This is a genomic window from Paraburkholderia sp. FT54 (genome assembly GCF_031585635.1).
Lineage (GTDB): Bacteria > Pseudomonadota > Gammaproteobacteria > Burkholderiales > Burkholderiaceae > Paraburkholderia.
The window spans coordinates 146370-170417 of record NZ_CP134197.1 but is presented as its reverse complement, the minus strand read 5'-3'; the positions used below and the strand labels follow the sequence as shown (position 1 = coordinate 170417).

Sequence of the window (24048 nt, the reverse complement as noted above, 5' to 3'; positions counted from 1 at the left end):
CGGTCTGGGTCGTTGAGCGGTTTCCGCCGCTTCGATAGGTGAAAGTCGGCATGCGGCGATCACCCGCTGCCTGCTCCCCTCACTGATGCACCTTCCGTTCAAACGCGCTTGCCCTGATAAGACGAGGGTTATCACGGCAGTTCAATAAGCACCCAGTGAAAACACCTTGCTGTGCGCGAGCCGAATCTATACGACGATCCCCTCAGGTTTCCATCGAGGAGGCCGCAAGCCTTTTGTTCACTCAATGCGCCGCAGCTGCTGCGTCGCTGGCGCCGGCCGACTTTCGCGGCTTCGTAATCCAGATCAACGGAATGATGATAATCATCACTATTGCCGAGCCGTAGAAAACATCGTTTAGCCCCATCACTGCGGCCTGCGTCTGCACTGTATGGTCGAACAGTGCATAGGATGCACCTTTTCCAAGACCGAGCAGCGAATGGTACATATCGAGTTGCTGGTTAAACATCGGGTTGGTCGGACTCGCTTGCTGCGTCAAAATTTCATGGTGAAAGATCGTGCGGTTGTTCCAGACCACGTTCGCTATCGAAGTGCCGATCCCACCGAAGAACATTCGCCCGAAGGTTGACAGCCCTGCCGCCGCTGGCACTTTTTCGGGTGGTTGCCCAGACAGGATGATCACCGTCAGCGGCGCAAAGAACAGTGCCATCGGAATGCCTTGCAGCAGGGTCGGCAGGATGATGTAGCCCTCGCTGATGTCCGTATAGAAGAACGAACGCATGTAGTAGACGATCGCAAAGCCGATGAACGCAAAGGTGCCGATAATGCGCGCATCGGATCGTGGCAGGATCTTGCCCATGATCGGCGCGCCGATCACCGCGAAAATGCCGAGCGGCGCCGTCGCGAGGCCGGCATCGACAGCACGATAGCCGAGATACTCCTGCATCCACTGCGGCAGCAGCACGAGTGTGCCGAAGAAGATCGCATACGCAACGGCAATCGAAACGGTGCCGCCCAGGAAGTTGCGCTGTTTGAATAGCGTGAGGTCGACAATTGGATTCTTGTCCGTCAACTCCCACACGATAAACAGCGCGAGACCCACCACCGCAACAATCGTGAGAATGACGATAGTGCTCGACGAGAACCAGTCGAGATCCTTGCCTTTATCCAGCATTACCTGCAACGCCGCTACCCATATGACCAGCAATAACAGCCCCACTTTGTCAACGGGGATTTTCTTCGACGGCGTATCGCGATGCCGATACAGCATCCACACCATCGCCGCCGCGAACAGGCCCACAGGGATGTTGATGTAGAAGATCCACGACCAGCTATAACTATCTGTGACCCAGCCGCCGAGTGCCGGTCCCACGATTGGTCCCGTCACGACGATCATCGAGAACAGCGAAAGCGCCAGCGATGATTTGTTCTTCGGCCACGAACTCAGCAGCAATGCTTGAGACATCGGAATCAGCGGGCCCGCTACCGCGCCTTGAAGGATCCGGGCGAAAAGCAGTATCGGCAGTGAAGGCGCGATGCCGCACAGCCATGACGCAATCACGAACAGCAGGATCGAGCCGACAAAAAGCCGCACCTGTCCAAGGCGCTGCGTGAGCCAGCCGGTCAATGGTATCGATACCGAGTTCGCTGCGGCGAACACGGTGATAACCCAGGTGCCCTCATCCACGGAGACGCCGAGATTGCCAGAAATGGTTGGAATCGCAACATTCGCGATCGACGAGTCGAGCACGGTCATGAAGCCGGCCAGGCCGACGACGAACGAGCCTATGGCAAGCTGCGCGCCCGTCAGCGGAGGATGATTCGTTTGTTTGGTGGTCATGGTGATCCAGACATGGTGATTGGCCTTCGAATACGGCGGAAGCGGGCATCGCATGCACGGTCGGGTGCAGGCGCGTCACTCGTTCGCTGCGATGATGTGGACAATCGCATCGTTCGCCTCGTCGCCGTACTTCGCGAACACGTCGGTCTTGTAGTTCGAACGGGGGTCGACGGTTGTCAGCGATGCTGCGTTGCTATCCTTCACGTCCACATTGACGTTCATCGACAGCCCCACGCGCAGCGGATTCTTTTCCAGTTCTCCGGGTGGAATTTCGATCCGCACAGGCAACCGCTGCACGACCTTGATCCAGTTACCCGTGGCATTCTGCGCAGGCAACAATGCCAACGCGGAACCCGTGCCCGGCGTAAAGCCAACGACCTTGCCGTGATACACGACCGACGAGCCATAGACGTCGGCCGTCAGTTCGACGGGTTGGCCCACGCGAATGTGCCGCAACTGCCATTCCTTGAAGTTCGCATCGACCCACACCTGGTTGAGCGGCACCACCGACATCAGCGGCGTCCCCGTGGCAACGCGCTGCCCGACCTGCACGCTGCGCTGTGCGACGTAACCCGTCACGGGCGCGGGCAACGTGGTGCGTGCATACGCGAGGTACGCATCGCGCACGTGAGCGGCGCTGGCCTGCACGTCGGGATGGTCTTTTATCGATGTATTGGCCGTCAGCGCGCGGTTCGCGCCGAGTTGCTGTTTCGCGGCGTCGAGGGCGGCCTGGGCCGACTTGACCGCGTCGCGTGCATGCGAGATTTCTTCATCCGAGACTGCGCCCGTCATGCCCGTGGCAAGCCGACGGCGCAGATCGTCCTGCGCCTTCGACAGATCCGATTGCCGTTCGGCGATATCCGCACGGTATTTGTCGTCGTTGACATAGAGGCCATGCACGCGGCGCACGGTCTGGCCCAGATTCGCTTCGGCCCGTTGCAGCGCGATGTGTGCATCGGCGGGATCGATCTGAACGACGGGCTCGCCTTCCTTCACGATCTGCGTGTTGTCCGCGTTGACGCCGATCACCGTTCCACCAATCTGCGGTGTGATCTGTACGACGTTGCCGTTCACGTAGGCATCGTCTGTTTCGACATGAAAGCGTGCAACGGTGTAGTAATACGCGCCGTACGCCGCGCCCGATGCCGCCAGCGTCGCGGCCAGCAACGCGAGCAGCAGCTTGCGTCTTCCAGCTTTTTTCGGCGGCTCGTTGACCGGTTGGGATTGAGGTGCATTCATCATTGAACTCCAGCGAGATTGGTTTGACGCCATCCTTCGTTCGAAGACAGCGGCTCGATGTATTAGTCGGTTGTCTTGACGTTCGAAGGTGCGGGAATGGGCGTATCGGTGTTCGATGCGAGGCCAGCTTGCGTCGCATCGAAGCCGCCGCCCATTGCCTTGATCAAACCTATTTGCTGATCACGGCGCGCCATCTGCAGATTGATCACGGACTGTTCGGCGGCGAGACGGTTGTCGTCTGCGTTCAGGACCTGCAACTGTTGGTTCAAACCGGATTTGTAGCGAACCAGCGCTAGTTGATAGGCCTTGGTCTGCGCGTCGAGTGCCTGTTGCGAATTGACCAATTGACGTTCGGTCGACTGGATCTGCGAGACTTGCGTGGCCACGTCCGACAGCGCGTTGATCAGCGTGTGGTTGTAGCTGGCCACGTCATAGTCGAAGTCCGCGTAGCGTTCCTTCAGTTGCGAGCGCAGCGCGCCGGCATCGAATATCGGCAAATGGATCGCCGGACCTGCCTGAATCTGGCGGCTCGATGCCGTTAGAAACCGTCCCCACCCGAATGCGTCGAGGCCCGCCGACAGCGAGAGATTGACATCCGGATAGAACTCGGCCTTTGCTTCCTTCACGTCGTGCATGTCCGCATCGACTTGCCAGTAGGCCGCGACGATGTCCGGCCGGCGCGAGATGAGATCTGCCGGCAGGTTATCGGGCAAGATAACAGCGGGACCCGCACCGAAGGAAGGATTCGCGATGGCGAGTCCGCGGTCCGGTCCCTCCCCGAGCAATGCGCCCAACTGGTAGCGAACCGTGGTGATCTGCCCGTCAAGATCGCTGACACTTGCGCGGCTGGTCGACGTTTCGCCGTACGCCGTCTGCTTTTCGACGTTCGTATCGAGACCGGCACTGACGCGCCCGTCCGTAATCCGCCCGATATCTTCGCGATTGCGCACTTCGCGGCTCTCGACATCGCGCAACGCGTAAAGCAGCGCGAGGTGGTTGTACGTGCTTGCGACCGACGCTGCAAGCGTGATGCGCACTTCCTCGGCTTCCGCCTCGGCGACCTTTTCCTGCGACACAGCCTTGCGAAGCCGATCGCGGTTCTTGCCCCACAGATCGAGATCCCACGACGCGCTCGCCAGAAGATTGTTTTCGCTCTGAGTGGAACCCGCATAGGGCGGCGGAACGATTGCATTGGCGGAATAGTGTTCGCGTGTCCACGAATAACTGCCGCTCACGTTCGGATAAAGCAGCGATTTCGCGCTGCCGACGTATGACGTCGCTTTCTCGATGCGGGCGCGCGCCTGATCGATGGTCGGGTTGTTCTTCAGCGCCTCGTCGATCAGCGTCGGCAGTTGCGGGTCGCCGAACTGCTGTGACCAGCCGAGCGAGGGCCATTGCCCGCCCTCGTCCGGCAAGCTCTGCTTCGTTTCGTAGCTCGCGGGCGACTGGATCTGCTTGTCGCTCTTGATACCGGCGTAGTTGACGCATCCCGCCAGGCTGAAGGCAGCCGCTGCGGCGGCCAGCAGCACCGCTGATTTGCCGGCGAGCGCCCCACCCCGCCTTTCATTTGAGCTGCGGTCCAAGGTCTTCATGTTCATTTTCGTGATCATGCTGAGACATCCGTTAAGAAAGTGCATATGCACATACTAGTGTCCGCGAGGGTGCTCATCAATGCGTGGGAATGCATCAGTTTGTTGCGTTGCCGTTATCAGGCGTTCGGCACGTCGCGGGTGATGCGAAACAGTTCATTCCTCAAATGCATGGCTTGCTGGCGGCCGAATACGACTTCGAAATCCGCTTGGGCCGCGCACCAGTGAGCAGTCGCTTGTTCGAGCCGTTCGTAGCCCTTTGCGGTGAGAATCAGGCGCAGACGCCGGCTGAGACGCTCCTCTGCGGGCGCCACCACCAGGCCATCGCGCAGCAGCGGCTTGAGGACGCGCACGATGGTTGTCCGGTCCATCACCAGTGCGTCGGCCAGTTGAACCATCGTTGCTTTGGGATTGCGATTCAGTATGCTCAGGATGCTGAACTGGCTCGGCGTGATACCGACCTTGGAAAGATGACGTTCATACAGCTTCGAGATGTGCCGCGCTGCCTGACGCACTGCAAAACAATCATCGGTTTCTGATGAAATCGGGTTCATTTCTTCTGGATAGTTTGCGAACACTCCACTTTTATGGTTTGGTGTCCATATCAATTAACATATGCTTGCCACCTCAATGGTGGAAACCTTGTTTCAGTTGCGATCCGATTTGAGCGAATGACGCCGCAACCGTGCAGCATTCTCGCCGCTGCGAAGGCCGGTGCCGAACGATTTCGTCGCCCAACTCGGTGCGCCCATCCACCCCGTTATCGTCCATCCAAGGGCGAGGTTGAGGAGAAGGACCCGCGCAGCTTCCTGCTTCATCCTGCGACGGGCAATCATGGAGGGCGTGAAATACATGGCCACACTGATCGAGACGACTATCAAAGACATGAATACGTGCATGTAACACCTGTTCTGATTGAGCTCTACTCGAAGAAGCACCAGTAGTGCATACACACAGAATAGCCAAAGCGCGCGTAGGAGGCGATGCCCGTTATGTTATTAGTCTGTTGCTTTCAGGCGCATCAACATGGTGGCGATGTCTGCCTCGTCAGGGCGCAACCGTTCGGTCGAAGAAGGCGGTGGCGTGATCGATAAACGCGCGCACTTTGGCGGGCAGAAGTGTCCGGTTGCTATATGCGAGGCGGATCTCGATGCCGTTGTCGATGAGTTCGAAATCAGCGAGCAGATGCACGAGCCTGCCGGAAGCCAGATCGCTCTCGATGAGTGTGATGGGCACGATTCCGATGCCGAAACCTCGCAACACCATTTCCCGGTTGAATGCGGGACTGTTCGATGACACATCGAACTGAAGAGGTATCGTCAGATCTTCATTTTCGATGTGAAAGCTGATACTGGGGCGTCGAAGCGACGCAGACATAGTCACGAAAAGATGATTGGTCAGTTCCGACGGGTGTCTCGGCGTAGACGTCCGCTGCAGATATTGCGGCGCCGCGACGATGACGACACGAATGCGCTCAAGTAGCCGCACCACGGCCGTCTCGCTGGTCAACATATTCGGCACGACAACGCCGAGATCGTATCCGTCGGCAACGAGGTCGATGGGGCGTTCGGTTAGCGTCACGTCCAGGGTGACTTTTGGGTGAGCCAGCTTGAATTCGGCAATCAAAGGAACGAGGCGCTCCATTGTCGCAGTCGTGTGGGCGACGAGGCGCAGTACGCCACCCGCCTCGCGCGTCCGGTTGCCGACATCCGCTTCGAGTGCGTCAAGCTCGTCGAGAATGCGCACGCAGCCTTCATAAAAACGCTCTGCGGCCTCAGTAAGCGACACCTGCCGCGTTGTCCGATGTAGTAGCCGGCATCCCACGCGCTCCTCCAAGCCCGATATGGCGCGCGATACCGCCGGCCGGGCCAGCCCATGAATATCTGCTGCCCGCGCGAAGCTCTTCAGTTCAACCACCGACCGGAAAATGCGCAAGCTTTCAACGTAGTCCATTTCGAAACCTCGCTGACGTGGCAGAAGTAATCGGCTCTCCGGTCGGGATATGCGCGACACGAACGGCGAACGGCGACCGTACCATCGTCGGGCAAAGTAACTTGTATGACGTCCTTGATGCATTGCATCAATTCGCTGAGAGGATCCGCCAATCTGGCCGGCTCCCCATGCCCAGCACTACTTGAATGCGCCCGGCGTCATCGCAATCGCAATCGGCGGCTGGTACAACAAGCGAATCGTACATGCAAAACGGGCGCTTTCGCGCACCGCCCGGGACGCAATGCGGCGTGACCTGAAGGCGCGGGGTCTGCCCGTCCGGCGCGCCCGCGGGATGCGCCCCCTTCATTTTCAAATTTAAGCTGAGGTTTTTCTCCGGAGACCATCAGCTCTCAGCGATGGGACTACCTATGAAAGGAGATGACCTCTTGCAGCAAGTCCCCGGCCAAAGTCGACGGTCAGTCGCTGCGCGGCGACTGAAGCTCACTCGTCGGACGTTCGCAAATCCGTGCCGGCGAATGTCGCCTCTATCTCTTGACGAATGAGTCTTCCAGACCCTCTACGGACATCGACAGTGCTCTGAGCGAACGGCTGCTTTCGGTAGCAAGCTCGACATTAAAGGTTCCGTGGCGTTTTTACCTTGCGTCATTTAGTCAGCGAATCGTGCAGTCTGACCAGATCCAGCGGCTGGACGCGGATGATCCCACGCCGTGGACTATCAATATCCGCGATAAGAGCCAGCGATAGCGCGACCGTCACGGGCAAGATCGTGATAAGCAGGCCTCTGCGCAGCTTCCCCTTGGTGCCGTAGCCCTGCACGACGCAAGCCAGCAGCGCGATGAGGATCATGAGAAACCAGGCGCCGAGCGGGATGTGATTAATCCGTGCGGCCTCGGAATAATCCTGCGAGTTCAGAACGTCGTTCATCCCTGCAACGACAAGTGCGCCAATAGGCGTGGGCTTGTCCTGCGCCACCTGCGTCGCGAGCCGCCACAACTCAGTTTGAAGATCCGCCGTATCGCGGTGAATGCGCTCGAGTTCCTGTCGGTCTCGCGTACGGAAATCGGCCAGTCTGAGTTCCGTGTAGCGGACTAATTCGGCCTTCATTTTCGCGCCGATCGCGGCATCGGCCAGATCAGCTCGCGCGTATTCCGTTCCTATCGCATTGGCTTCGCCCTCCTCCAGGTTCTTGCGCTGGTCATAGCGGCCCACGGCCATCGAAACGCTGAAGCCGACGAGTAGCGCCAGCAACGTGAGCGTGGCGGTCTGGACGATGTTGAAATCCTCGCGGGCGTCTTCCGGGAGTACGGCAACGCGGCGCAGCACATAGGCACCGAACGCTACCGCTCCGATGAAAAGCACAAGAAGCGTCACAAATAGAACAGCCGGATGAGAGACGAACGCTGCCATGCCATGTCTCCACTCAACGGTTGTCATTTCGACCGCACTGGAAGCGGGCCAAAGAACATTTTTTTGAACTTGTCGCGGCCAATGACCCGCACCCGTTCCGCGATCACGCAGTACATCAGAATCAGCGTAACGAGCAGGATCTGGACGGCCCAGAACCGTGGCCAGTTCATGTCAGCCCATAGCTGGTGGTTCGCGGCCACCAAACCGGGTGCCTCCTTCCAGTACTCGTAGATACGCTCCAGATAGTGGACGACAAGTGCGACTACTGCGTACATCAGTGTCTTCCATGCCACATTCCATACAAGCGGTTTATCGGGGAAGCGGTTGATGAAAGGTAACATGTCGGCGATCAGTACAGACTTGCCGAGCACGAGCGATGCAATCAGCACCGACGCGGAAACCGTCGGCGAAACGCCAGTGCCGCGGATCATCAGCGCGCGGATAAGAGCGACGATATGCAGAATGATGAAAAAATAGATGGTAGTCCTGCTGAAAGATTTGCGAGTTGCATGCTGTTCCCCTAAGTTCGTTCTGACCTCGAACGGGGCGGTATAGCTTTCAGGTTGAAAAAGCCTCGAACCAGAGTGACCCGGATTTCGTCCACTCTCCTGAGCGTCGCGAGGACTCGATAACACTGTCCTGGAACCCGAACGAATAGAAGCGGATCAACCGTTTTGCTGCGCTCGACAAGCCCGCTAACAAATGCGCGAAATAAGCTTATCGACGACGCACCTGTTCGGGTATTGGACCTTGGTCCTATACCCGGTAACGTGCCACACCGACCCACCTACAGGCGTTTTCCGACTGAAAGCGCGCGAAGGACGTCGCGCAGCAGCATGCTGAATCGGTGCTAGACTGGACTGGAGCCGGCATGCGGGATTTGATGTAGCCGGAAACACCAGTTTTGCGAGGCTTGGCTTGATCGCACAGCTCGCGCGTCGATCAAATGAATCCAAAGGGGGCACAAAATGTCCGAGATCCAGACTTTGGTGGAGAGACAGGCGGCGGGCCGTCATGCACGGCTGCGCGCAAAGCGCTCGCTACACTCAGCGATCGGCGATAGCGGGCGGGACCCCATCCAACTGCTTCGGGAGAACAGCGCGGGCCGCGTTGAAGCACTGATCCCGCTGCGCTATGGTCGCATGTCTGTTTCGCCATTCACGTTCTTTCGTGGCAGCGCAATCCTGCAAGCTCACGATCTTTCCGGCACGGCTCATTCCGGAATCACCTTTCCGGTTTGCGGCGACGCGCACCTGATGAACTTCGGCGGATTCGCGACGCCCGAGCGGCAACTGATCTTCGATCTGAACGATTTCGACGAAGTCGCAACCGGGCCATGGGAGTGGGACGTGAAACGGCTCGCCGCAAGCTTTGCCATTGCTGGCGAGCATATGGGCATCAGCCGGGGATCGATCGAGGATATCGTCTCGACGGCCGTGCACGAGTATCGCGACCGGATGAACAGCTATGCCAGTTGCAGCGCCCTCGAACTCTGGCATGAGATCGTCACGTTCGAACGAATGATCGAAGCTGCAGCGACCTCCGAAGGGCGCCGGCTGATCAACCGGGCAATGGAAAAGGCCGCCGGCCGCACGCATGACAGTATGCTGGCCAAGATGGCGGTGCTGCACGACGGCCGCTGGACCATTCAGGATGCGCCACCCGCGCTGTTCCACCCAACTGGCCCCAACTCGCTACTCGGCAAGAACCGGAAGTGGTCGGACACGGATGAGTGGAAGGGGAAACTCACCCACGCCTTTGACGGCTACCTTCAAACGCTTTCATCAGAACGACGTGAACTGCTCGGGCAGTTCGAGCTTCATGACATTGCGTTCAAGGTAGTCGGCGTGGGGAGCGTTGGCACCTTCTGCCTTGTCATGCTGTTCGTCGACAGTCTTGGCAAACCGCTCTTCCTCCAGGTCAAGGAAGCGCGTCCATCGGTCATTTCACGTTACTTCAAAGGCAACGGACCAGCTCACCAGGGTGAGCGCGTAGTGTCAGGGCAGCGCCTGCTGCAGGCCGCAAGCGACTCGTTTCTCGGCTGGACGACGGGTCCGGCAGGGCGCCAGTTCTACTTTCGCCAGTTGCGCGACATGAAGATCTCTGCCGAAGTCGAGCGCATGAGCAGCACGATCCTTCAGGGCTACGCACGCATCTGCGGATGGGGGTTGGCGCGTGCCCATGCGAAGGCAAGCGGTAAAGCCGTGGAGATCGCCGCCTATCTGGGCAACGGAAACCGCTTCGCGGACGCACTTACCCAGTACGCGCTTGCCTATGCGGTACAGAACCACAAAGACTACGACGCGTTCATTCGGGCCTGCCGGTCAGGCAAGCTCGAAGCAAGGAGTGACGAGGACATGGCGGCAGATTTCCGCGTTTGATGCGTTCGGACATGTTCCGCTGAGGGCTATCACCTCAGCCTGACCCGGGAGAGACTTGATGAACAATTCAGTCCGGCTGCTGGTCGCACTGAGTTGTCTGATCCTGTCTTCGGAAGTAACAGGACCAGCGTCCGTTACCGCTCAAACGATCGCGTCATCAAGCAGAGCCGAGTCGACGACCGCTACTGCCGCAACGCGAGTACCTGATCCGGCTGCTCGCCGGGACTCTGCCAATCAGGACATATCAGCCGCGCTGCGCGTTACCCCAACGGTCTCCGTTATGAACGGCCCGCTGCGGGTCGCCATTGCTTTAGTCGCACCCTTCGTGTTGCCGCACAACGCCATTCCGGAAGGATTCAGTGTCGATCTATGGAACGAGCTTGCACGCCGCATGCAGGTTGAATTCACGTGGGTCAAAGTTCCGTCACAGGCTCAATTGCTGCCCACCTTGCAACGTGGCGATGCCGACGTCGCGATAGCAGCGATCACCATAACCTCCAGACGGGAGAAGGCGGTGGACTTTTCGCTGCCGTATTTTGACTCCGGCTTGCAGATCATGGTGCACGCGCAGAACAACAGCACATTCATGAACACATTCTGGTCGGTTCCCTGGCTGGCCATTGTTCAGCTCCTGGTCATAGCGGTCGCTATTATTTATGTTCTTGCCAATGTGATCTGGCTGATTGAGCGAAGGCACGATCCCCACTTTCAGAAACCCTATTTCCGCGCGATCGGTGAAGGATTATGGATAACCATGCTGATCATTGCAACGGGTGAGCATGGCGAACGCGACGCACCGAATGTATGACCTGCTCTCACATATCGCACGGTGGGAGTAAGCGAACGTACCCAGCCGTCCGAGGAAATGTTCCAGCAATTTCTAGCGCGCCAGCGTGAAACCCCGAGACGGGTGTAGGGGTGCATTTGTCCTCGGCGCCGTCCCGGCGGCGATGAATGCTTGTTCTTCATTTGGACCGGTCGGGACCCGCATGCTGCCCGGCCACGCTATCTGCAGGCGGCCGACGCACCGGGCTTGAAGATCGCGAGGGTCGATCACACTCGCGACCCAGGATCCATAGCAGGTTGGCCGTCCACACACTGTACCTCCCCGGGTTGCGGATATCGCATCTTCTCCAAGGACATCCGAGTCGCAGGGGCATAAAACGTCGTGCAAATTTATCGAGCCGCCAAGCTCATTACGCTGGCGCAAACGATTGCGCAGCATTGCAAAAATCCACCACTCGGAAGATGCGGACTTGTAGGAGCGCAATACACCACAACCAATCAAAAAGGTTCGAGCTGCACCATGAAAGGGGAATCGAAATCATCATCGGCGGCGGCGCCGATCCCGCACAAGTCCGCGCGGCGCTGCTCGGCGGATTCGCCGACTCGACGATCCTTCGCCAGCACGCGGCAAGCATGATCGCGCGAGACTTTGTGCCGGGCGGTCCGGCCAAGTATCAGATCAAGGATACGAAGACCGCGCTCGGTTTTGCGCAGAGCTTGGGGCTGGAGTTGCCGGTGCTGGGGCTCGTCGATGGCCTCTTCACCGACATGGTCGAACATGGCGACGGCGAGCTGGACCACAGCGCACTGATTCTGGAACTGCGCAGGCGCAACGGCTTGCCGGTGTCATGACGCTGTGACGAACGGATCTTTTGATTCAACACGTGCCATGCGTCGTTCCACGCTATCTTCCCGGACGTTGGATAACCGCAATTGGCGATGAAGCAACCCCGTCAACAAGCGGCTGGGACACACGTCGCAGATGGCGCAGGCGATCCAGGCACAGCGCGATGACCGGCGTGCGTCGGGCTCACCGTCGCGGACCCATCAGGGCGAAGCGCCGCGGCCGAAGGAGCGCAAGGTCGGCACCCGCACGGCAGCGCGAGTTGACCGTGAGCAGTTGAATGAAGCGATTCTGGCAACTGCCGGAATGCGCGTTGGCTCGGTGTTCAAAACCCCTTCCAGATAGAGACTTCTGACAGCGGGTAGCCCCCCGCCGGGTGAAATTCACTCTTTCAGTTCACGACGATGACAATGAAAATTGGATAACCTAAATTCGCGTTCAGATTGTTACCGGTACCGCCCGACAGTGCTACTCGCGTGAATTGAACGGGCGAGATGGTCAATAAGTATGACCGTTGAAAGGCATCCAGTTCGATCAATAAAAATTGCAGGATGCCTTATCACGTGAATCCAGAAAGATCCCCTGCGCCCGGTGGTCGGAACGAAGCTCACGCCATATTGATGCATCCGCGAAGTGGCATGCGAGGCGACGACTTTACAAGACAGTGGCACATTCACATCGGAACAGATTATGAAATTAAAGCCTCTCTCACTCGCCGCCCTCGTTGTGGTTTCATCCGCAGCGCACGCCCAAAGCAGTGTCACCTTGTACGGCACGATCGACACGGCGGTCGCCTACTTTAGCAACCAGAAGGGAACGCACGGTTCGGGTGGAACGTTTCAGATGGCATCGGGTACGCTTACAGGCGATAACTGGGGTTTGAAAGGTAACGAAGACCTCGGTGGCGGCCTGTCCGCTATCTTCAATCTGCAAGCTGGATTTAACGTGAACAACGGCGAAGCCGGCCAGGGCGGGCGTATGTTCGGTCGTACCGCAATGGTTGGTCTTGCTGACAAGAGTTTCGGCACCGTCACCATGGGCCGCCAATACGACCCGCTTGTTGACCTGATCCAACCGCTGACAGAGGACGATACATACGGCTCGGCCTTTGCAACACCCGGCGACATGGATAACTACGACAACAGTTCCCGTGTCAACAACTCGATCAAATACACCAGCCCGACTTATGCCGGCCTGCAGGTGTCAGCCATGTATGCCTTCGGCGGCGAAGCCGGCGAAACTAGCGGCGGACAGACCTACGCGATTGCGGCGGCCTACAACCATGGCCCCTTCAATTTCGCTGCCGGTTATCTTCGCGCGAACAACGATGGTCCGCCCTCGACCTACGATGGCTTCACTTCGACCGGTCTCGACTCAATGGCCATCAACGGCGCGTTTATTTCTGCGACCACGCTGCAAATCATCCGCGCCGCCGGTACCTATGCAATCGGTCCGGTTACGTTGGGCGCTGCCTATAGCAACGTTGACTACGGCAACTACGCGGCTGCCCCAGGCTCGAACAACGGCACCAGGTTCAACACGGCGCAGGCGTTCGTTAACTACCGGCTGAACGCTGCCGTCGAACTCGGGGTCGGCTACAACTACACGAAGGGCAGCGGCAACAACGTCGACGCCAGCTACAACCAGGTCAGTCTTGGCGCGGACTACTCGTTGTCCAAGCGCACTGACCTGTATGCTCTGGCGGCCTATCAAAAGGCCTCGGGCAACACAATTGACGCGGAAACCGGTCAGGTGGTGGCCGCAACGGCGTCCGTTGCCGACTTTGGCAATGATGCCAGCACCAACAATCAGACAATGGTAATGCTTGGCATTCGCCACAACTTCTGATTCGTCTAACTGAGTCGTATCGACGAGCGACTCCCTTGCGGCCGCAGCACAAAGGGCCTTGGGGGAGTTGCAACTCTCAAGAAAACCACACCAGCGCGAGAATGCAGGTCGACCCGACCCATGCCTGATCGTCACGTGGCTCACAAAGGAAGCACTTCAGCCGGGCCGGTCGCGTCGGAACATTGATCGAGGAAACACCTGGAGAAGCCGGCCCAATGCCGGCGTGGATCTAGAAGGCGCTCTTTATAACGCCCCCGTCGGCCCGCAACGCAGCTCCCGTCGTGGCCGACGAAAGCGGACTGGCGATATAGGCTACGAGCGACGCGATTTCCTGCGGCGAACCAAATCGCTTGATGAGCGAAGTGGGACGGACCTTCTCGAAGAACTCCTTTTCGAACGCTTCAAACGATTTGCCATCAGCCTTTGCAAGGGTCTCGACGAATTCACCCACTCCCCGCGATTTCGTTGGCCCAGGCAGCACGCTATTGACTGTGATGCCCGTGCCGGCAACGGCTTCGGCGAGCCCGCGCGAGACCGCCAACTGCGCGGTTTTGGTCATCCCGTAGTGGATCATTTCAGCTGGAATCTGCACCCCGCTTTCGCTCGAAATGAAAATGATGCGCCCCCAGTTGGCCTGCCTCATCGCAGGCAAAAACAGGCGAGCGAGGCGTACCCCACTCAAGACATTGACGTCGAAGAACCGTTGCCAGTCCGCGTCGGGGATCTCTTCAAACGGCTTGGGCTCGAAGATGCCCAGGTTGTTGACCAGAATTTCCACGTCCGGATAGCGTCGCGCGAGTTCTTCTGCTGAAGCGGCCGCACTGAGATCGCCCGCAAAACCCTGCACGTCGCTGCCCGTCTCCGCTTTCAGCTGCGCGACCACGTCGTCCACAGATGACTGGGAGCGGCCGTTCACGATCACACGAGCGCCCTCCTGCGCCAACGTGCTGGCGATGGCCAGACCGATGCCGGCTGTGCTGCCGCTCACCAGTGCGAGTTTGCCTGTCAGATTCAGGTCCATGAGTGATTTCCTTTCAATGGATGAAGTAAAAATGGCGACATCGGGTTGAACGTCGGATGTCGCCAGCAGGTTCACGTCCGCGTGATCGATGCGCCACCATCGACCAGTGAGGCGGTGCCGGTCACGAAGGACGAATCGTCCGACGCGAGATACAGCACCGAACGCGCCAGTTCTTCTGGCTTTGCGACGCGCTTGAGCGCATGCAGCCCGGTCACGAACGCCTGCGATTCGCTGCTGTCGTTCATGCCGCGGTACATCTCCGTGTCCACAGCGCCCGGCAACACGGCGTTGACGCGCACGCCTTGCGCGCCGTACTCCGCAGCGAGTGCCTGCGTCAAACCAATCAGTCCGGCCTTGCTCGCCGCGTAGGCCGCAGTGCCGGGAAACGCGAACGAGTAACCGACGAACGTCGACGTGAAGATGATCGATCCACCACCTTGCTTCAGCATTTCGGGAATCTGGTGTTTCGCACCCAGGAAGGCACTCGTCAGATTGGTCGCCAGCGCGGTGTTCCAGCCTGCTTCTGAAATCCCGGTGCTCGGGCCCATCTCGCCCAGCGTACCGGCGTTGTTATAGGCAATGTCCAGACGGCCGAAGCGGCTCACTGCGAGTGCGACCAGCGCCTTCGCGAAGTCCTCCGATTGCACGTCGCCGGCCAGATACGCGGCTTCGCCGCCGTCGCTGACTATCTCCGCAGCGAGCGTTTTAAGTTCCGCCACGCGGCGCGCCGCAATGACCACCTTGGCGCCTTCTTTCGCGAAGAGCTTTGCCGTAGCGCGGCCAATTCCTGCACTGGCACCCGTCACGATGGCGACTTTTCCCGTCAAGCGTTGCATGTTCCATCTCCTGATTCATTGGTCGGCCCAGTGCCCTATGCCTTGGCCCGTGAAAACAATATAGGCTTCAGTCCTGATGGCGGAAAGGCCTAAAACATGGTCCCATTACTCAGTTTTTGTGAATGATAGGACGGTTGCATGGACCGCCTGCGCGCCTTCGAGGTTTTCGTGACGGTGGTGAGCCGTGGTGGCTTCGCGCGCGCAGCGGATGCGCTCGGCACGTCGCCCGCCAACGTGACCCGCTATGTGAATGAACTGGAAGCGCACCTGGGCACGCGTCTGCTGAATCGCACGTCACGCACGCTGTCTCTGACCGAGGGCGGCGAGACACTTTACGCCCGCTGCAAGTCCATCCTCGACGATGTCACCGAGACAGAGGGGCTTGTGTCATCCGCGTCGGTCGAACCACGCGGACGCCTGCGCATCAATGCGCCCGTGAACCTGATCGGGCATCGCTGCATCGGGTACACCTATGCGGCTACCGGCGATGAGTGGCATCTGATTCACGGTGGCGGCAAGACTCACACGGTGAAGGTCGACTGTCACATGCATACGAATAACGGCGATACGGCGCGCGCAGCAGCGCTCGCCGGGCAAGGCGTGATCTGGCAACCCACTTTCCTGATCGGCAGCGATCTACGTGCCGGCATGCTCGTTCACGTGCTGCCTGAGTACCACCTGCCTGAGATCGACATACTCGCCATGTACCCGAGCCGTCGACACCTGAGCGCCCGAGTGCGTGTAATGATCGATTTCCTGGTCGATGCGTTCGGCGGAGCGCCCCCATGGGATCGGGATGACGGAAATTGGACAGGTGTCACGCAGGGGACGAGTTGAAGGTGCGTCCAGAACATGCGCCATTGCCCACGATCCGGATTGTGTCTGGAAAGGCCAATGAACCTCCGAACACGGAATCCGCGAGAATGTCCGCTGCCTCGGTCATGCGGACGCTCAAATGTCCAGGCGAGCGTGTAGGCGAACGACGCTTCCTGGCCGCGTGCTGCCAGATGCAGTCGGCATACGCCCAACTCTGCAACAGGTGATTGCGTTCGCTCAGGCCACCCGAAGCGCCGTCCAGTCTGATCGCCGGCCGGATGTCTCAAGCGTCAACGATAGCCGTTATTTCGATAGCAAATGGAGGCCGACATGCCCGTGCAACGGGGAAATTCGGTATAGTTCGAAAGCGTGGGCATTTCGGTTGCCCCTTTCTGAAGGATGTCAATATGATTCCAATCGGTGTAGCAGCCACAGTACTCAGCGGCGTGAGCAGCGCCATCGGTTCCGGGCTGTCGAAGCTGACAGGCCAAAGCTCCACGAGTGAATCGAGCCAGCCCAGTTTTGCAGCACATCTGAAGGCGGCAACGTCACAGAGCAGTCCTGGCAAAAGCGTCCATCACCGTCACGCGCATGGCGCAGTAAGCGCATTGGCGAATTGGTCGCCATCGTCATCGCAATCCACCACCGGTTCCGGTACGACAGCGGTCGGCTCGGTTATCAATATCAGCGCCTGAAATACCGCCGCATACGGGTCGACCAACCCTAAACGAACCCGGTCCGACGTTGGTCACGCGGTACTGCGCAACGCCGGTTCATTCGCATTGGGCAGCAGTCACCCACTGGGGGCGGTCGCACTTTTCCGAAACGGTCATTCAAGTTGCTCTTTGACCACTCGCCTCGTTTGGCCATCAGTGACCTCCAGCAAGGCCAATCGGCCCTTACTGGCAACGCGCGAGATTCCACGCGATCTCTTGCACTACCGGGATGCTCGGGGCGCTTCGCAACAGCAAATCGGGAGGGCACCACGGATAAGGGAGCACGCGTGCCCATTCAAACATCGAGTCACTCAGTTCACTCGGTAGATTTCTCATCTCTTCGATCGTGATTTTAAGCCTTGAGATCATCCCAGAGTCATCTCGACAAAGCCATTCGTAGTTCCCGAAGCCTACGCGCACTGCACCCGAAAGCTTCTCCGTCATGCAAACGAGCCAATTGCAACGAAATGCGGTCGCGCCGTCAGGCGGAGTTTCCATGCAAAAGGTATAGATATTTTCATAGCGCTGAGCGAACTGACTTACCAAAACGGCCGATATGCCAGCCAGGCCTTTCATCGTCGTCGGAAATGTTATCTCGTCGGTTTTGACATCCATCAGGAGTTCCGAGTCAGCAGCGAATGCACGGGACATCAGATGCGGGCGGTTGCCATCCTTGGCAAGAATATAAGTCTCGATCAATTGGCGTAACGGCGTCATTTCGGGATCCCTGAAGCTAAGGTTTATCTCGCGACGAGTCTACGCGATGGTTTTTTGTGCGGCCAGTGATGACCCTATGTTGTGGAGGGAATGACCGCCTAGTACTGACAGCAATTGCTTAGCTAAGCGACTCTTCTCTTTGGCAATCGGTTGGCATCCTCGCTGTAATTTTTTTGATCACCGCGGTTTTCGGACAATCGGCCATCGATTGAAATAATCGAATTTTGTGCCTGCTGGACGCACACTGACGCAGTCCAGAGGTCGGATCTGGCAACGCGACCCAAACACCATAATGCAACCTCGACATCGATCTTTTCGCGCCCTATCGACAATTTAGGGGGCGATATCGAGTAGGCGTTGCAGAAGTTCGTGAGGCCCCGCCTGGCCTCGCGATGCAGTTTGTTGGAGAGTAATAGAACTCCCAGAACCAATATCGATCTGATAAAGATTCTGGGAGTTTCGGAGCGGTCGCCAATGAGCACGCCTGATTTCTTTCGTAGCCGTCTGGACGCGATGATTGACCTACGTCACCCGCTTGCCGTGTTGGCAATGAAGCCCAAGTAGGCATGGGGCGCGGCGGCCGCCGGAATAGCGCAGCGGGCTGCGCTCACTCAACCGGGGTGAGCCGCGACAAAGTTTTTGTACGTCGCGGTCTTTTGCGGAAAGACGAATAATCCAAAATTGGGCGCATCGCCGTCCGCTTGATAGAACGAAACGTGCTCGATGTTGTACTGGACGCGGTTGTTGTACATATCGGTCATCCACTGCTGCATGTAGGCCGATCCTGCCGCGTCGCTAGCCTCGGGGTTTGAGTTCCATTCGGTGATCATGATCGGCTTGCCATACGCCGTGGCAATGTACGCGATCAGGTTGCCGAAGCTCGTGGCGCCATCACCGCCAATGTTGAACATGCTTCCGTAGGATTGGTAGTTATGCCATGTGGTGATATCCCACCGCACAGGAGGATACCCGGTGCTGCCGTCGCTTTCGGTGCCGTTCCAAAGCATGTCGCTCGCGGCTATCTGCACTTCCGTGAAATTCACACCACAACGGAGCAGTGGATTGACCGAATGTACCCCGTCGATCATTCCACGAATAAGACCGCGCATCGCGGCCCAGTTTGCACCGTGCGTGTAGTCTCCGCGCTGATTGCCCGCCACCCCGCCGCCGCCAGGGCATATCTCCGGCTGCGAGATCATTTCATTTCCGCACTCGAAAACCGTTACGCCAGCCGGCGCAAGTGCATTGGCGGCGGCGGCGCCTAGACCGAAACCAGTCGAATAATTCTGCGCTTCGGACTGACCAAAATTGGTTTCAGGCGTGATACACGCCAACACCTTGAAAGTTGGGTCGATCGCTGCGATGCCAGTCGCGATGCTTGCAATCCGGCTAAGCACGCCAGGACTGGTGTCCTGTGTATCCAGTCGGATAACCTTGGCCCCAATCTGCTGAAGGTGAGAAGCCATCTGCTGGGGCGTCCACGTGTAATTCGGATGCATATTGATCCCGTAGAACGGCAAAGTTCCGGGCTGCGTTTGCGGCTGAGTCTGCGGCTGCGATGACGGGGAGGAGTGACGCCTTGTGCGAGCTTGGGCCACAGAAAGCCCCGCCGCCGCTGCAATAGCGGTGACAAATTGACGACGTTTCATTTATTGCCCTATGTAACCAACCGGCAGCGTCACACCCGCCGTGGCGACGGTAGCGTTGGCGCTAACGATGTATATGGATGATTCAGTGAGAGACAGGGTGATATGCCCGTTCGCGTACGGCGTCGCGACGCTGTTACCCATCATGTCGACGACTTGCACCGTGCTGGTGCCGGCGGTATCAACCGCTAGGCTGTAGCTGGTTGCGACCGTGGTCGAGAACGATGACGGGCCGACCCAAGACGATTGCTTGTGGAACCACAACGCAGATCCACGGTTCGCCGATACACGTTTCGCCCGAGCCACGGGACGTGCTCCATATAAGCGTTGCTGCCGACAAATATCCAGTTGTACATAGTATTCGACACGGTCATTCCTTCTGTGTGAGGCACTTTAGTACTGAAGACGGTCAGGCTGACAGCGCTGCGGACGACACTGGCAGCTGGCCAACATCGCGGTTTGCACTCGAAAGGGAAGGGCGGCGATCTGCTACAGAGGGTGTCCGCACTGCTGTCAGATGTACGTCAATCGCGATGACTGAAGTCTAGGCCGCGCAGGGGCGGAGAATCCATCGTACGGTGGGATATGGCGATACCTCGATAGCTTTACGGGCTTATACGGCTGTATAACTCCGTTCACGACGAGATCTGGCTGAGACTGCAGAACCGACGCCTACCACCTTTGTGACCGCGTCGCCTTCCCATGCGTAACCCCGATGCCGACCTGGCAGCGCGTTAGCGTTCGAGACGATCCACGCTGCGTCGAACGTGTCCGTGTCGATGGGTAGACTAACGTATAGCTATCCTTACTTTAGTTGCACACGGGTCGACCTTTGGTTCACTTGCGTCAGCCCTTCATCGAGCCCACACTCGTCATCATAGGAGCGGCTGTGCGCGACCGGATATCAGGTGGCGGAGACGCCGGCCGAATTCGAGCGCGTGATTGTCGACACCACGGTGCGAGAGAAGGCGATTGCGTATCCGATCGACAGCCGTCTGCTTGAGGTGGCGCGGGCCATCAAGCACGACCACGGTGTGCGTCGCTGCTGGCTCAAAGGGCAAACCGGCGACTCGCTGCATGCCGTGCTGCGCGCCACGGGCTACAACATGCGGTGGCTGTTGCGTGCGATTGTTCGCCTGGGTCTGGGGCCCATCTTTTTTGTCCTCGCCTTGGCTCCATTCGATCGTCAATGTCCTGCCGCATCCGCTGCTTGCGCACCGGGAACGCTTCCGGCGGCCTAACCTTTCCTGCTCCGACAAAATGCCCGATCGGCCTCGTGCGTCAAGCAACTGAATTTTGCAGGGCCGATTATCGAACGTCCCATTCTGGCCGATCAGTGCCGAACGCAGATGTCGCTGGTCGACCTCTGCGGCCACTCACCACCGACTCGCCGACTGGCCGTTCTTCGAGCCATTGCAGACGATCGCAGACTTCAGCCACACTCCCTGCGTAACCTGAAAACGTGGGTTCCGATGTGCAATCCACGCGTAAACGGAACAAACGCCGCACCATAACCACCATTGGTGCCAAGCGGACTCTCGATTCTAGGTAAGGCCGACACAGTGGAGAAAGATCGCGGCGAAATCACCGTGAAACGTCCTTTGGAGTCTCTCGTCGACAACAACGCTCGGCGCTTAGCGTCTAACAAATGACTCCGACAACCCGAGCTTTGCACTAGACTTCTATGGAAAACAGAAACTCATTTCGGTCGCGTTCGAGATCCGAATGGTAAGGTCGCAACCAAGCGGTTCCGTCGGAAGACATGATGATTAACACACGTTTCACAGAGCACTTTGGCATCAAGCATCCGATTATCTGTGCGCCAATGGCGTTCATCACTGGCGGGACGCTCGCGGCGGCTGTATGTCGCGCCGGAGGTCTGGGGATCGTTGGCGGAGGTTATGCTGGGACGCAGGGTTGGGACCTTGATTTGGATACCGAACTTTCTCGTGCGAAATTAGGTAAATTCGGCGTTGGATTTATCACCTGGGCTCTGGCGCGCGTGCCGGAGATGCTGACGAAAGCGTTACAACACTCACCATCATGCGTGTTCCTCTCATTTGGCGATCCTCGACCGTTTGCAGCAGAGATCCGCGACGCGGGCGCCGCGTTGATCTGCCAGGTGCAGTTCTTGTCGCAGATCGACGTGGCCCTGGAAGCTGGCGCCGCAGCGATCGTAGTACAGGGCACCGAGGCAGGGGGGCACGGAGGAAACCGTTCAACGTTTCCGTTTGTGCCGGAAGCTGCCGACTACTTGAAGCAACGCTCGCCTGAGACTTTGCTGGTTGCCGCCGGAGGCATAGTGGACGGGAGAGGACTGGCAGCAGCCCTGATGCTTGGTGCAGACGCGGTGGTGGTCGGGACGCGTCTGTGGGCATCGGCCGAAGCGCTCACCCCAAAGGCACATACTGACAAGGCCATCGGGGTGACCGGCGATTCGACCATCCGGACGAACGTGCTCGATGCGCTGCGAGGGTTTCCGTGGCCGAAAGAATACTCACTTCGCTTCCTGAAGAACAAGCTGGCCGACGAATGGGCTAACCGGGAAGCCGAGGCATTCTGCGTCTTTGGTACGCTGTCTGAGAGATACGCCCAGGCACGTGCGCAGAACGACCTGGATACGGTCGCAGTCATCTGCGGAGAGGCTGTGGGTCTGGTAAAAGACCGCCCGGATGCTGAATCAATCGTGCAATCGATGGCGGCACAGGCGGCCGATCTCCTCCGTAAAGGCAGCAGGCTCGAGTTCACCTCGCCGTCGTGATAATGGGCGAACCAACCTTGCTACCGGCTGACCGGCCGGCCCGCTTATCGATGCTTTGAGCAAGCAATTTCCGGCGTCCGAAAGCGGCCAGTCCTGGCGGTCCGCAGTGGTCGCGCCCGGTCGCACGGCAATCTGTGAATGCCTGAGCCAACGGCCGCAGATGGCGAGAACACGGTCCGACTGAGTGGGCAAGGTTGTGCGCCGTAGATCGTTCCGCCTCCGGCGCATGTCGGACCCTCAGCGGCCAGTCACGCTGCGCCCTCTCACTGGCAGAAAACTGACTGGTCCGTACGTTCAAGTGGCATTTTCGGGAACGACTATTCGACTTAGCCGCCGCTTGCCGGTCGCCACACCGGTGGCGACTTAAGCCAACAAGGTGCTGGCACCTCCGTCGTCATGGCGTTTCGCGTCCGCGGTCCGCGTGGGAGTCCGTCGTTTTGCGAGGAGAAAAGTTGAGCACACTTGGTGAGGAACTGGAAGCCTACTACCTCATCGATCGTCAACAAGAAAACGGTCGTAATGCCCTCAGAAAGAATGCTCACGCTCACAACAAGCCGTCGATTTGAGGCGCAACGGTCGATATCGGGGCAGCGCAGATAAAGTCACCGGAAGCGAATTCAAAGAGGCCCCTCGTTGGCGGGGCCTTGAGCTGCGAAATCACCGTGTTTCTGTTAGTACGTCACAGAAGCCCCACTGCCAGTAAAACTGTGCTGGGTAGGAGCGTCATTTGCATAGTCGGCAACGGCCTGGATGATGTTCACGATCTGTTGCGGCAACCTGCCGCCGCTGACGGCGGTCATTGCAGTGCGATCCATCTCAACGGCTACGGGGAGGTCTTTGATTGCCAGCGTGTTCATTTCGATTCTCCAAGGGGAAATCAGTCAGGAATGTCAGAGCTTGTTTTGAGGGTGTCGCCACTCCTCGATAAGGATCAAAGCAAAGTGCGCGCCAAACGGTGGCGCTGCCGTAAGCGATCGCACAACTAGCTGAAAATATTGGATTTAAATGGCGACGAGTGCGAACTGGTAGACAGACGTGCGCGCTGCGGTCGGTGGCTCGGATCCAACTGTCCGTCTGGCGCTGTGGGTTAGATCGCGACACATGCGGTCCGCCTACGTATCCCATGTTTGTACGATGTCCTCAAGGCCTAGCATCCGACCGAAGCCCGACGACAATGAATCTGTCGCGGACAGTCTCGCTTTCCTACTGGACTACTATGGCACCGAGCTGCTGTGGCCTACGATGGCGGATTTGCGCTCAGGCTCCTTCGTACCGGCGCTTTTGAAATCACTTTCCTTGACGAGAACCTGCCCGACATAAAAGGCAGCGCTGTCGCATGGTCGCAGAGGGAAACGCCATTCGCTCCGCGGCCTTCCTCGTTTCAATGACGGAAGACGCTGTCAGTCAGGGAGACATTGCCCGGCTCTTCGATGTCTCTTTGCAGAAGCGTTCTCCTGCGAGGCACTGATGCAGGTCATCGAAGACGCTCGCTGCAGCAGCAATGCGAATACTCGCCAAGCCGCCTAGACCAACTGTTGTCAACGGAAGCGCACACAATCCATAGTCGGAGGTTCAACGGCACGCATCTCTTCCGGGTCACGGAGCAAAGCGAGCGGCAGCTTTCAGCGCATTCCACGGCATGCTGCATTGCATGACGAACGTAACGAATTTGGTTGCGCGACCGGGTCTA

At 58.3% G+C, this 24048-nt stretch carries 21 protein-coding genes and 2 pseudogenes; 9 read left to right on the top strand and 14 right to left on the bottom strand.

Features of this window, described 5'->3' with window-relative positions; genetic code table 11:
* Window positions 1-241: 241 nt before the first annotated feature.
* The 8 genes from RI103_RS33515 to RI103_RS33480 form a co-directional block, all read right to left on the bottom strand.
* Window positions 242-1798, bottom strand: coding sequence for a DHA2 family efflux MFS transporter permease subunit (locus RI103_RS33515; RefSeq protein WP_310819119.1), 1557 nt, complete (start codon window positions 1796-1798; stop codon window positions 242-244).
* 75 nt (window positions 1799-1873) lie between these two features.
* Complete coding sequence (locus tag RI103_RS33510) at window positions 1874-3037, bottom strand: HlyD family efflux transporter periplasmic adaptor subunit (RefSeq protein ID WP_310819356.1); 1164 nt, start codon at window positions 3035-3037, stop codon at window positions 1874-1876.
* A 62-nt stretch (window positions 3038-3099) separates the two neighbouring features.
* Window positions 3100-4629, bottom strand: coding sequence for an efflux transporter outer membrane subunit (locus RI103_RS33505; RefSeq protein WP_310819118.1), 1530 nt, complete (start codon window positions 4627-4629; stop codon window positions 3100-3102).
* Window positions 4630-4745: 116 nt separating this feature from the next.
* Window positions 4746-5180, bottom strand: a complete 435-nt coding sequence (locus RI103_RS33500) for a MarR family winged helix-turn-helix transcriptional regulator (RefSeq protein WP_310819355.1) — start codon at window positions 5178-5180, stop codon at window positions 4746-4748.
* A 93-nt stretch (window positions 5181-5273) separates the two neighbouring features.
* Window positions 5274-5513, bottom strand: a complete 240-nt coding sequence (locus RI103_RS33495; protein ID WP_310819117.1) for a superinfection immunity protein — start codon at window positions 5511-5513, stop codon at window positions 5274-5276.
* A gap of 160 nt (window positions 5514-5673) precedes the next feature.
* Window positions 5674-6579 carry a LysR family transcriptional regulator gene (locus RI103_RS33490; protein WP_310819116.1) on the bottom strand — a complete coding sequence of 302 codons (906 nt, stop codon included), beginning with the start codon at window positions 6577-6579 and terminating at the stop codon, window positions 5674-5676.
* Between the two features lie 642 nt (window positions 6580-7221).
* Complete coding sequence (locus RI103_RS33485; RefSeq protein ID WP_310819115.1) at window positions 7222-7986, bottom strand: hypothetical protein; 765 nt, start codon at window positions 7984-7986, stop codon at window positions 7222-7224.
* A 23-nt stretch (window positions 7987-8009) separates the two neighbouring features.
* Window positions 8010-8417: a hypothetical protein gene (locus RI103_RS33480; protein WP_310819114.1), complete on the bottom strand. Its 408-nt coding sequence runs from the start codon at window positions 8415-8417 to the stop codon at window positions 8010-8012.
* 537 nt (window positions 8418-8954) lie between these two features.
* Here RI103_RS33480 and RI103_RS33475 point away from each other — a divergent pair.
* The 4 genes from RI103_RS33475 to RI103_RS33460 all read left to right on the top strand — a co-directional run bounded on the left by RI103_RS33475 (window position 8955) and on the right by RI103_RS33460 (window position 13845).
* Entirely contained in the window at window positions 8955-10367 is a 1413-nt protein-coding gene (locus RI103_RS33475) for a DUF2252 domain-containing protein (RefSeq protein ID WP_310819113.1), read from the top strand.
* A gap of 58 nt (window positions 10368-10425) precedes the next feature.
* The gene (locus RI103_RS33470) at window positions 10426-11175 is read left to right on the top strand and encodes a transporter substrate-binding domain-containing protein (protein WP_310819112.1); all 750 of its coding nucleotides are present in this window, start codon (window positions 10426-10428) and stop codon (window positions 11173-11175) included.
* Between the two features lie 416 nt (window positions 11176-11591).
* Window positions 11592-12005, top strand: a complete 414-nt coding sequence (locus tag RI103_RS33465; RefSeq protein WP_310819111.1) for an NAD-binding protein — start codon at window positions 11592-11594, stop codon at window positions 12003-12005.
* A 682-nt stretch (window positions 12006-12687) separates the two neighbouring features.
* Window positions 12688-13845 carry a porin gene (locus tag RI103_RS33460; protein ID WP_310819110.1) on the top strand — a complete coding sequence of 386 codons (1158 nt, stop codon included), beginning with the start codon at window positions 12688-12690 and terminating at the stop codon, window positions 13843-13845.
* 229 nt (window positions 13846-14074) lie between these two features.
* Here RI103_RS33460 and RI103_RS33455 read toward each other — a convergent pair whose 3' ends face one another.
* Together RI103_RS33455 and RI103_RS33450 are read right to left on the bottom strand one after the other, a co-directional pair.
* Window positions 14075-14866, bottom strand: a complete 792-nt coding sequence (locus RI103_RS33455) for an SDR family oxidoreductase (RefSeq protein ID WP_310819109.1) — start codon at window positions 14864-14866, stop codon at window positions 14075-14077.
* A gap of 71 nt (window positions 14867-14937) precedes the next feature.
* Window positions 14938-15702, bottom strand: a complete 765-nt coding sequence (locus RI103_RS33450) for an SDR family oxidoreductase (RefSeq protein WP_310819108.1) — start codon at window positions 15700-15702, stop codon at window positions 14938-14940.
* A gap of 138 nt (window positions 15703-15840) precedes the next feature.
* Between RI103_RS33450 and RI103_RS33445 the strand changes: the two genes are divergently transcribed.
* Together RI103_RS33445 and RI103_RS33440 are read left to right on the top strand one after the other, a co-directional pair.
* Entirely contained in the window at window positions 15841-16539 is a 699-nt protein-coding gene (locus RI103_RS33445; protein WP_310819107.1) for a LysR family transcriptional regulator, read from the top strand.
* A gap of 386 nt (window positions 16540-16925) precedes the next feature.
* On the top strand, window positions 16926-17213 hold the full coding sequence (locus RI103_RS33440) for a hypothetical protein (protein ID WP_310819106.1): 288 nt from the start codon (window positions 16926-16928) through the stop codon (window positions 17211-17213).
* A gap of 204 nt (window positions 17214-17417) precedes the next feature.
* On the opposite strand, the gene RI103_RS33435 is transcribed toward RI103_RS33440, so the two are convergent.
* The 3 genes from RI103_RS33435 to RI103_RS33425 form a co-directional block, all read right to left on the bottom strand.
* Window positions 17418-17951: a hypothetical protein gene (locus tag RI103_RS33435; protein ID WP_310819105.1), complete on the bottom strand. Its 534-nt coding sequence runs from the start codon at window positions 17949-17951 to the stop codon at window positions 17418-17420.
* Window positions 17952-18562: 611 nt separating this feature from the next.
* Window positions 18563-19600: a hypothetical protein gene (locus RI103_RS33430; protein ID WP_310819104.1), complete on the bottom strand. Its 1038-nt coding sequence runs from the start codon at window positions 19598-19600 to the stop codon at window positions 18563-18565.
* The gene (locus RI103_RS33425) at window positions 19601-19903 is read right to left on the bottom strand and encodes a hypothetical protein (RefSeq protein ID WP_310819103.1); all 303 of its coding nucleotides are present in this window, start codon (window positions 19901-19903) and stop codon (window positions 19601-19603) included.
* A 710-nt stretch (window positions 19904-20613) separates the two neighbouring features.
* Here RI103_RS33425 and RI103_RS39760 point away from each other — a divergent pair.
* From RI103_RS39760 to RI103_RS33410, 3 genes and pseudogenes are all read left to right on the top strand, one after another.
* Window positions 20614-20754: pseudogene (locus RI103_RS39760) on the top strand (IS5/IS1182 family transposase); the annotation flags it as partial.
* Window positions 20755-21353: 599 nt separating this feature from the next.
* Window positions 21354-21497: pseudogene (locus tag RI103_RS33415) on the top strand (nitronate monooxygenase); the annotation flags it as partial.
* Window positions 21498-21608: 111 nt separating this feature from the next.
* Window positions 21609-22358, top strand: coding sequence for a nitronate monooxygenase (locus RI103_RS33410; protein WP_310819354.1), 750 nt, complete (start codon window positions 21609-21611; stop codon window positions 22356-22358).
* Between the two features lie 671 nt (window positions 22359-23029).
* On the opposite strand, the gene RI103_RS33405 is transcribed toward RI103_RS33410, so the two are convergent.
* The gene (locus RI103_RS33405; protein ID WP_310819102.1) at window positions 23030-23215 is read right to left on the bottom strand and encodes a hypothetical protein; all 186 of its coding nucleotides are present in this window, start codon (window positions 23213-23215) and stop codon (window positions 23030-23032) included.
* Window positions 23216-24048 lie beyond the last annotated feature (833 nt).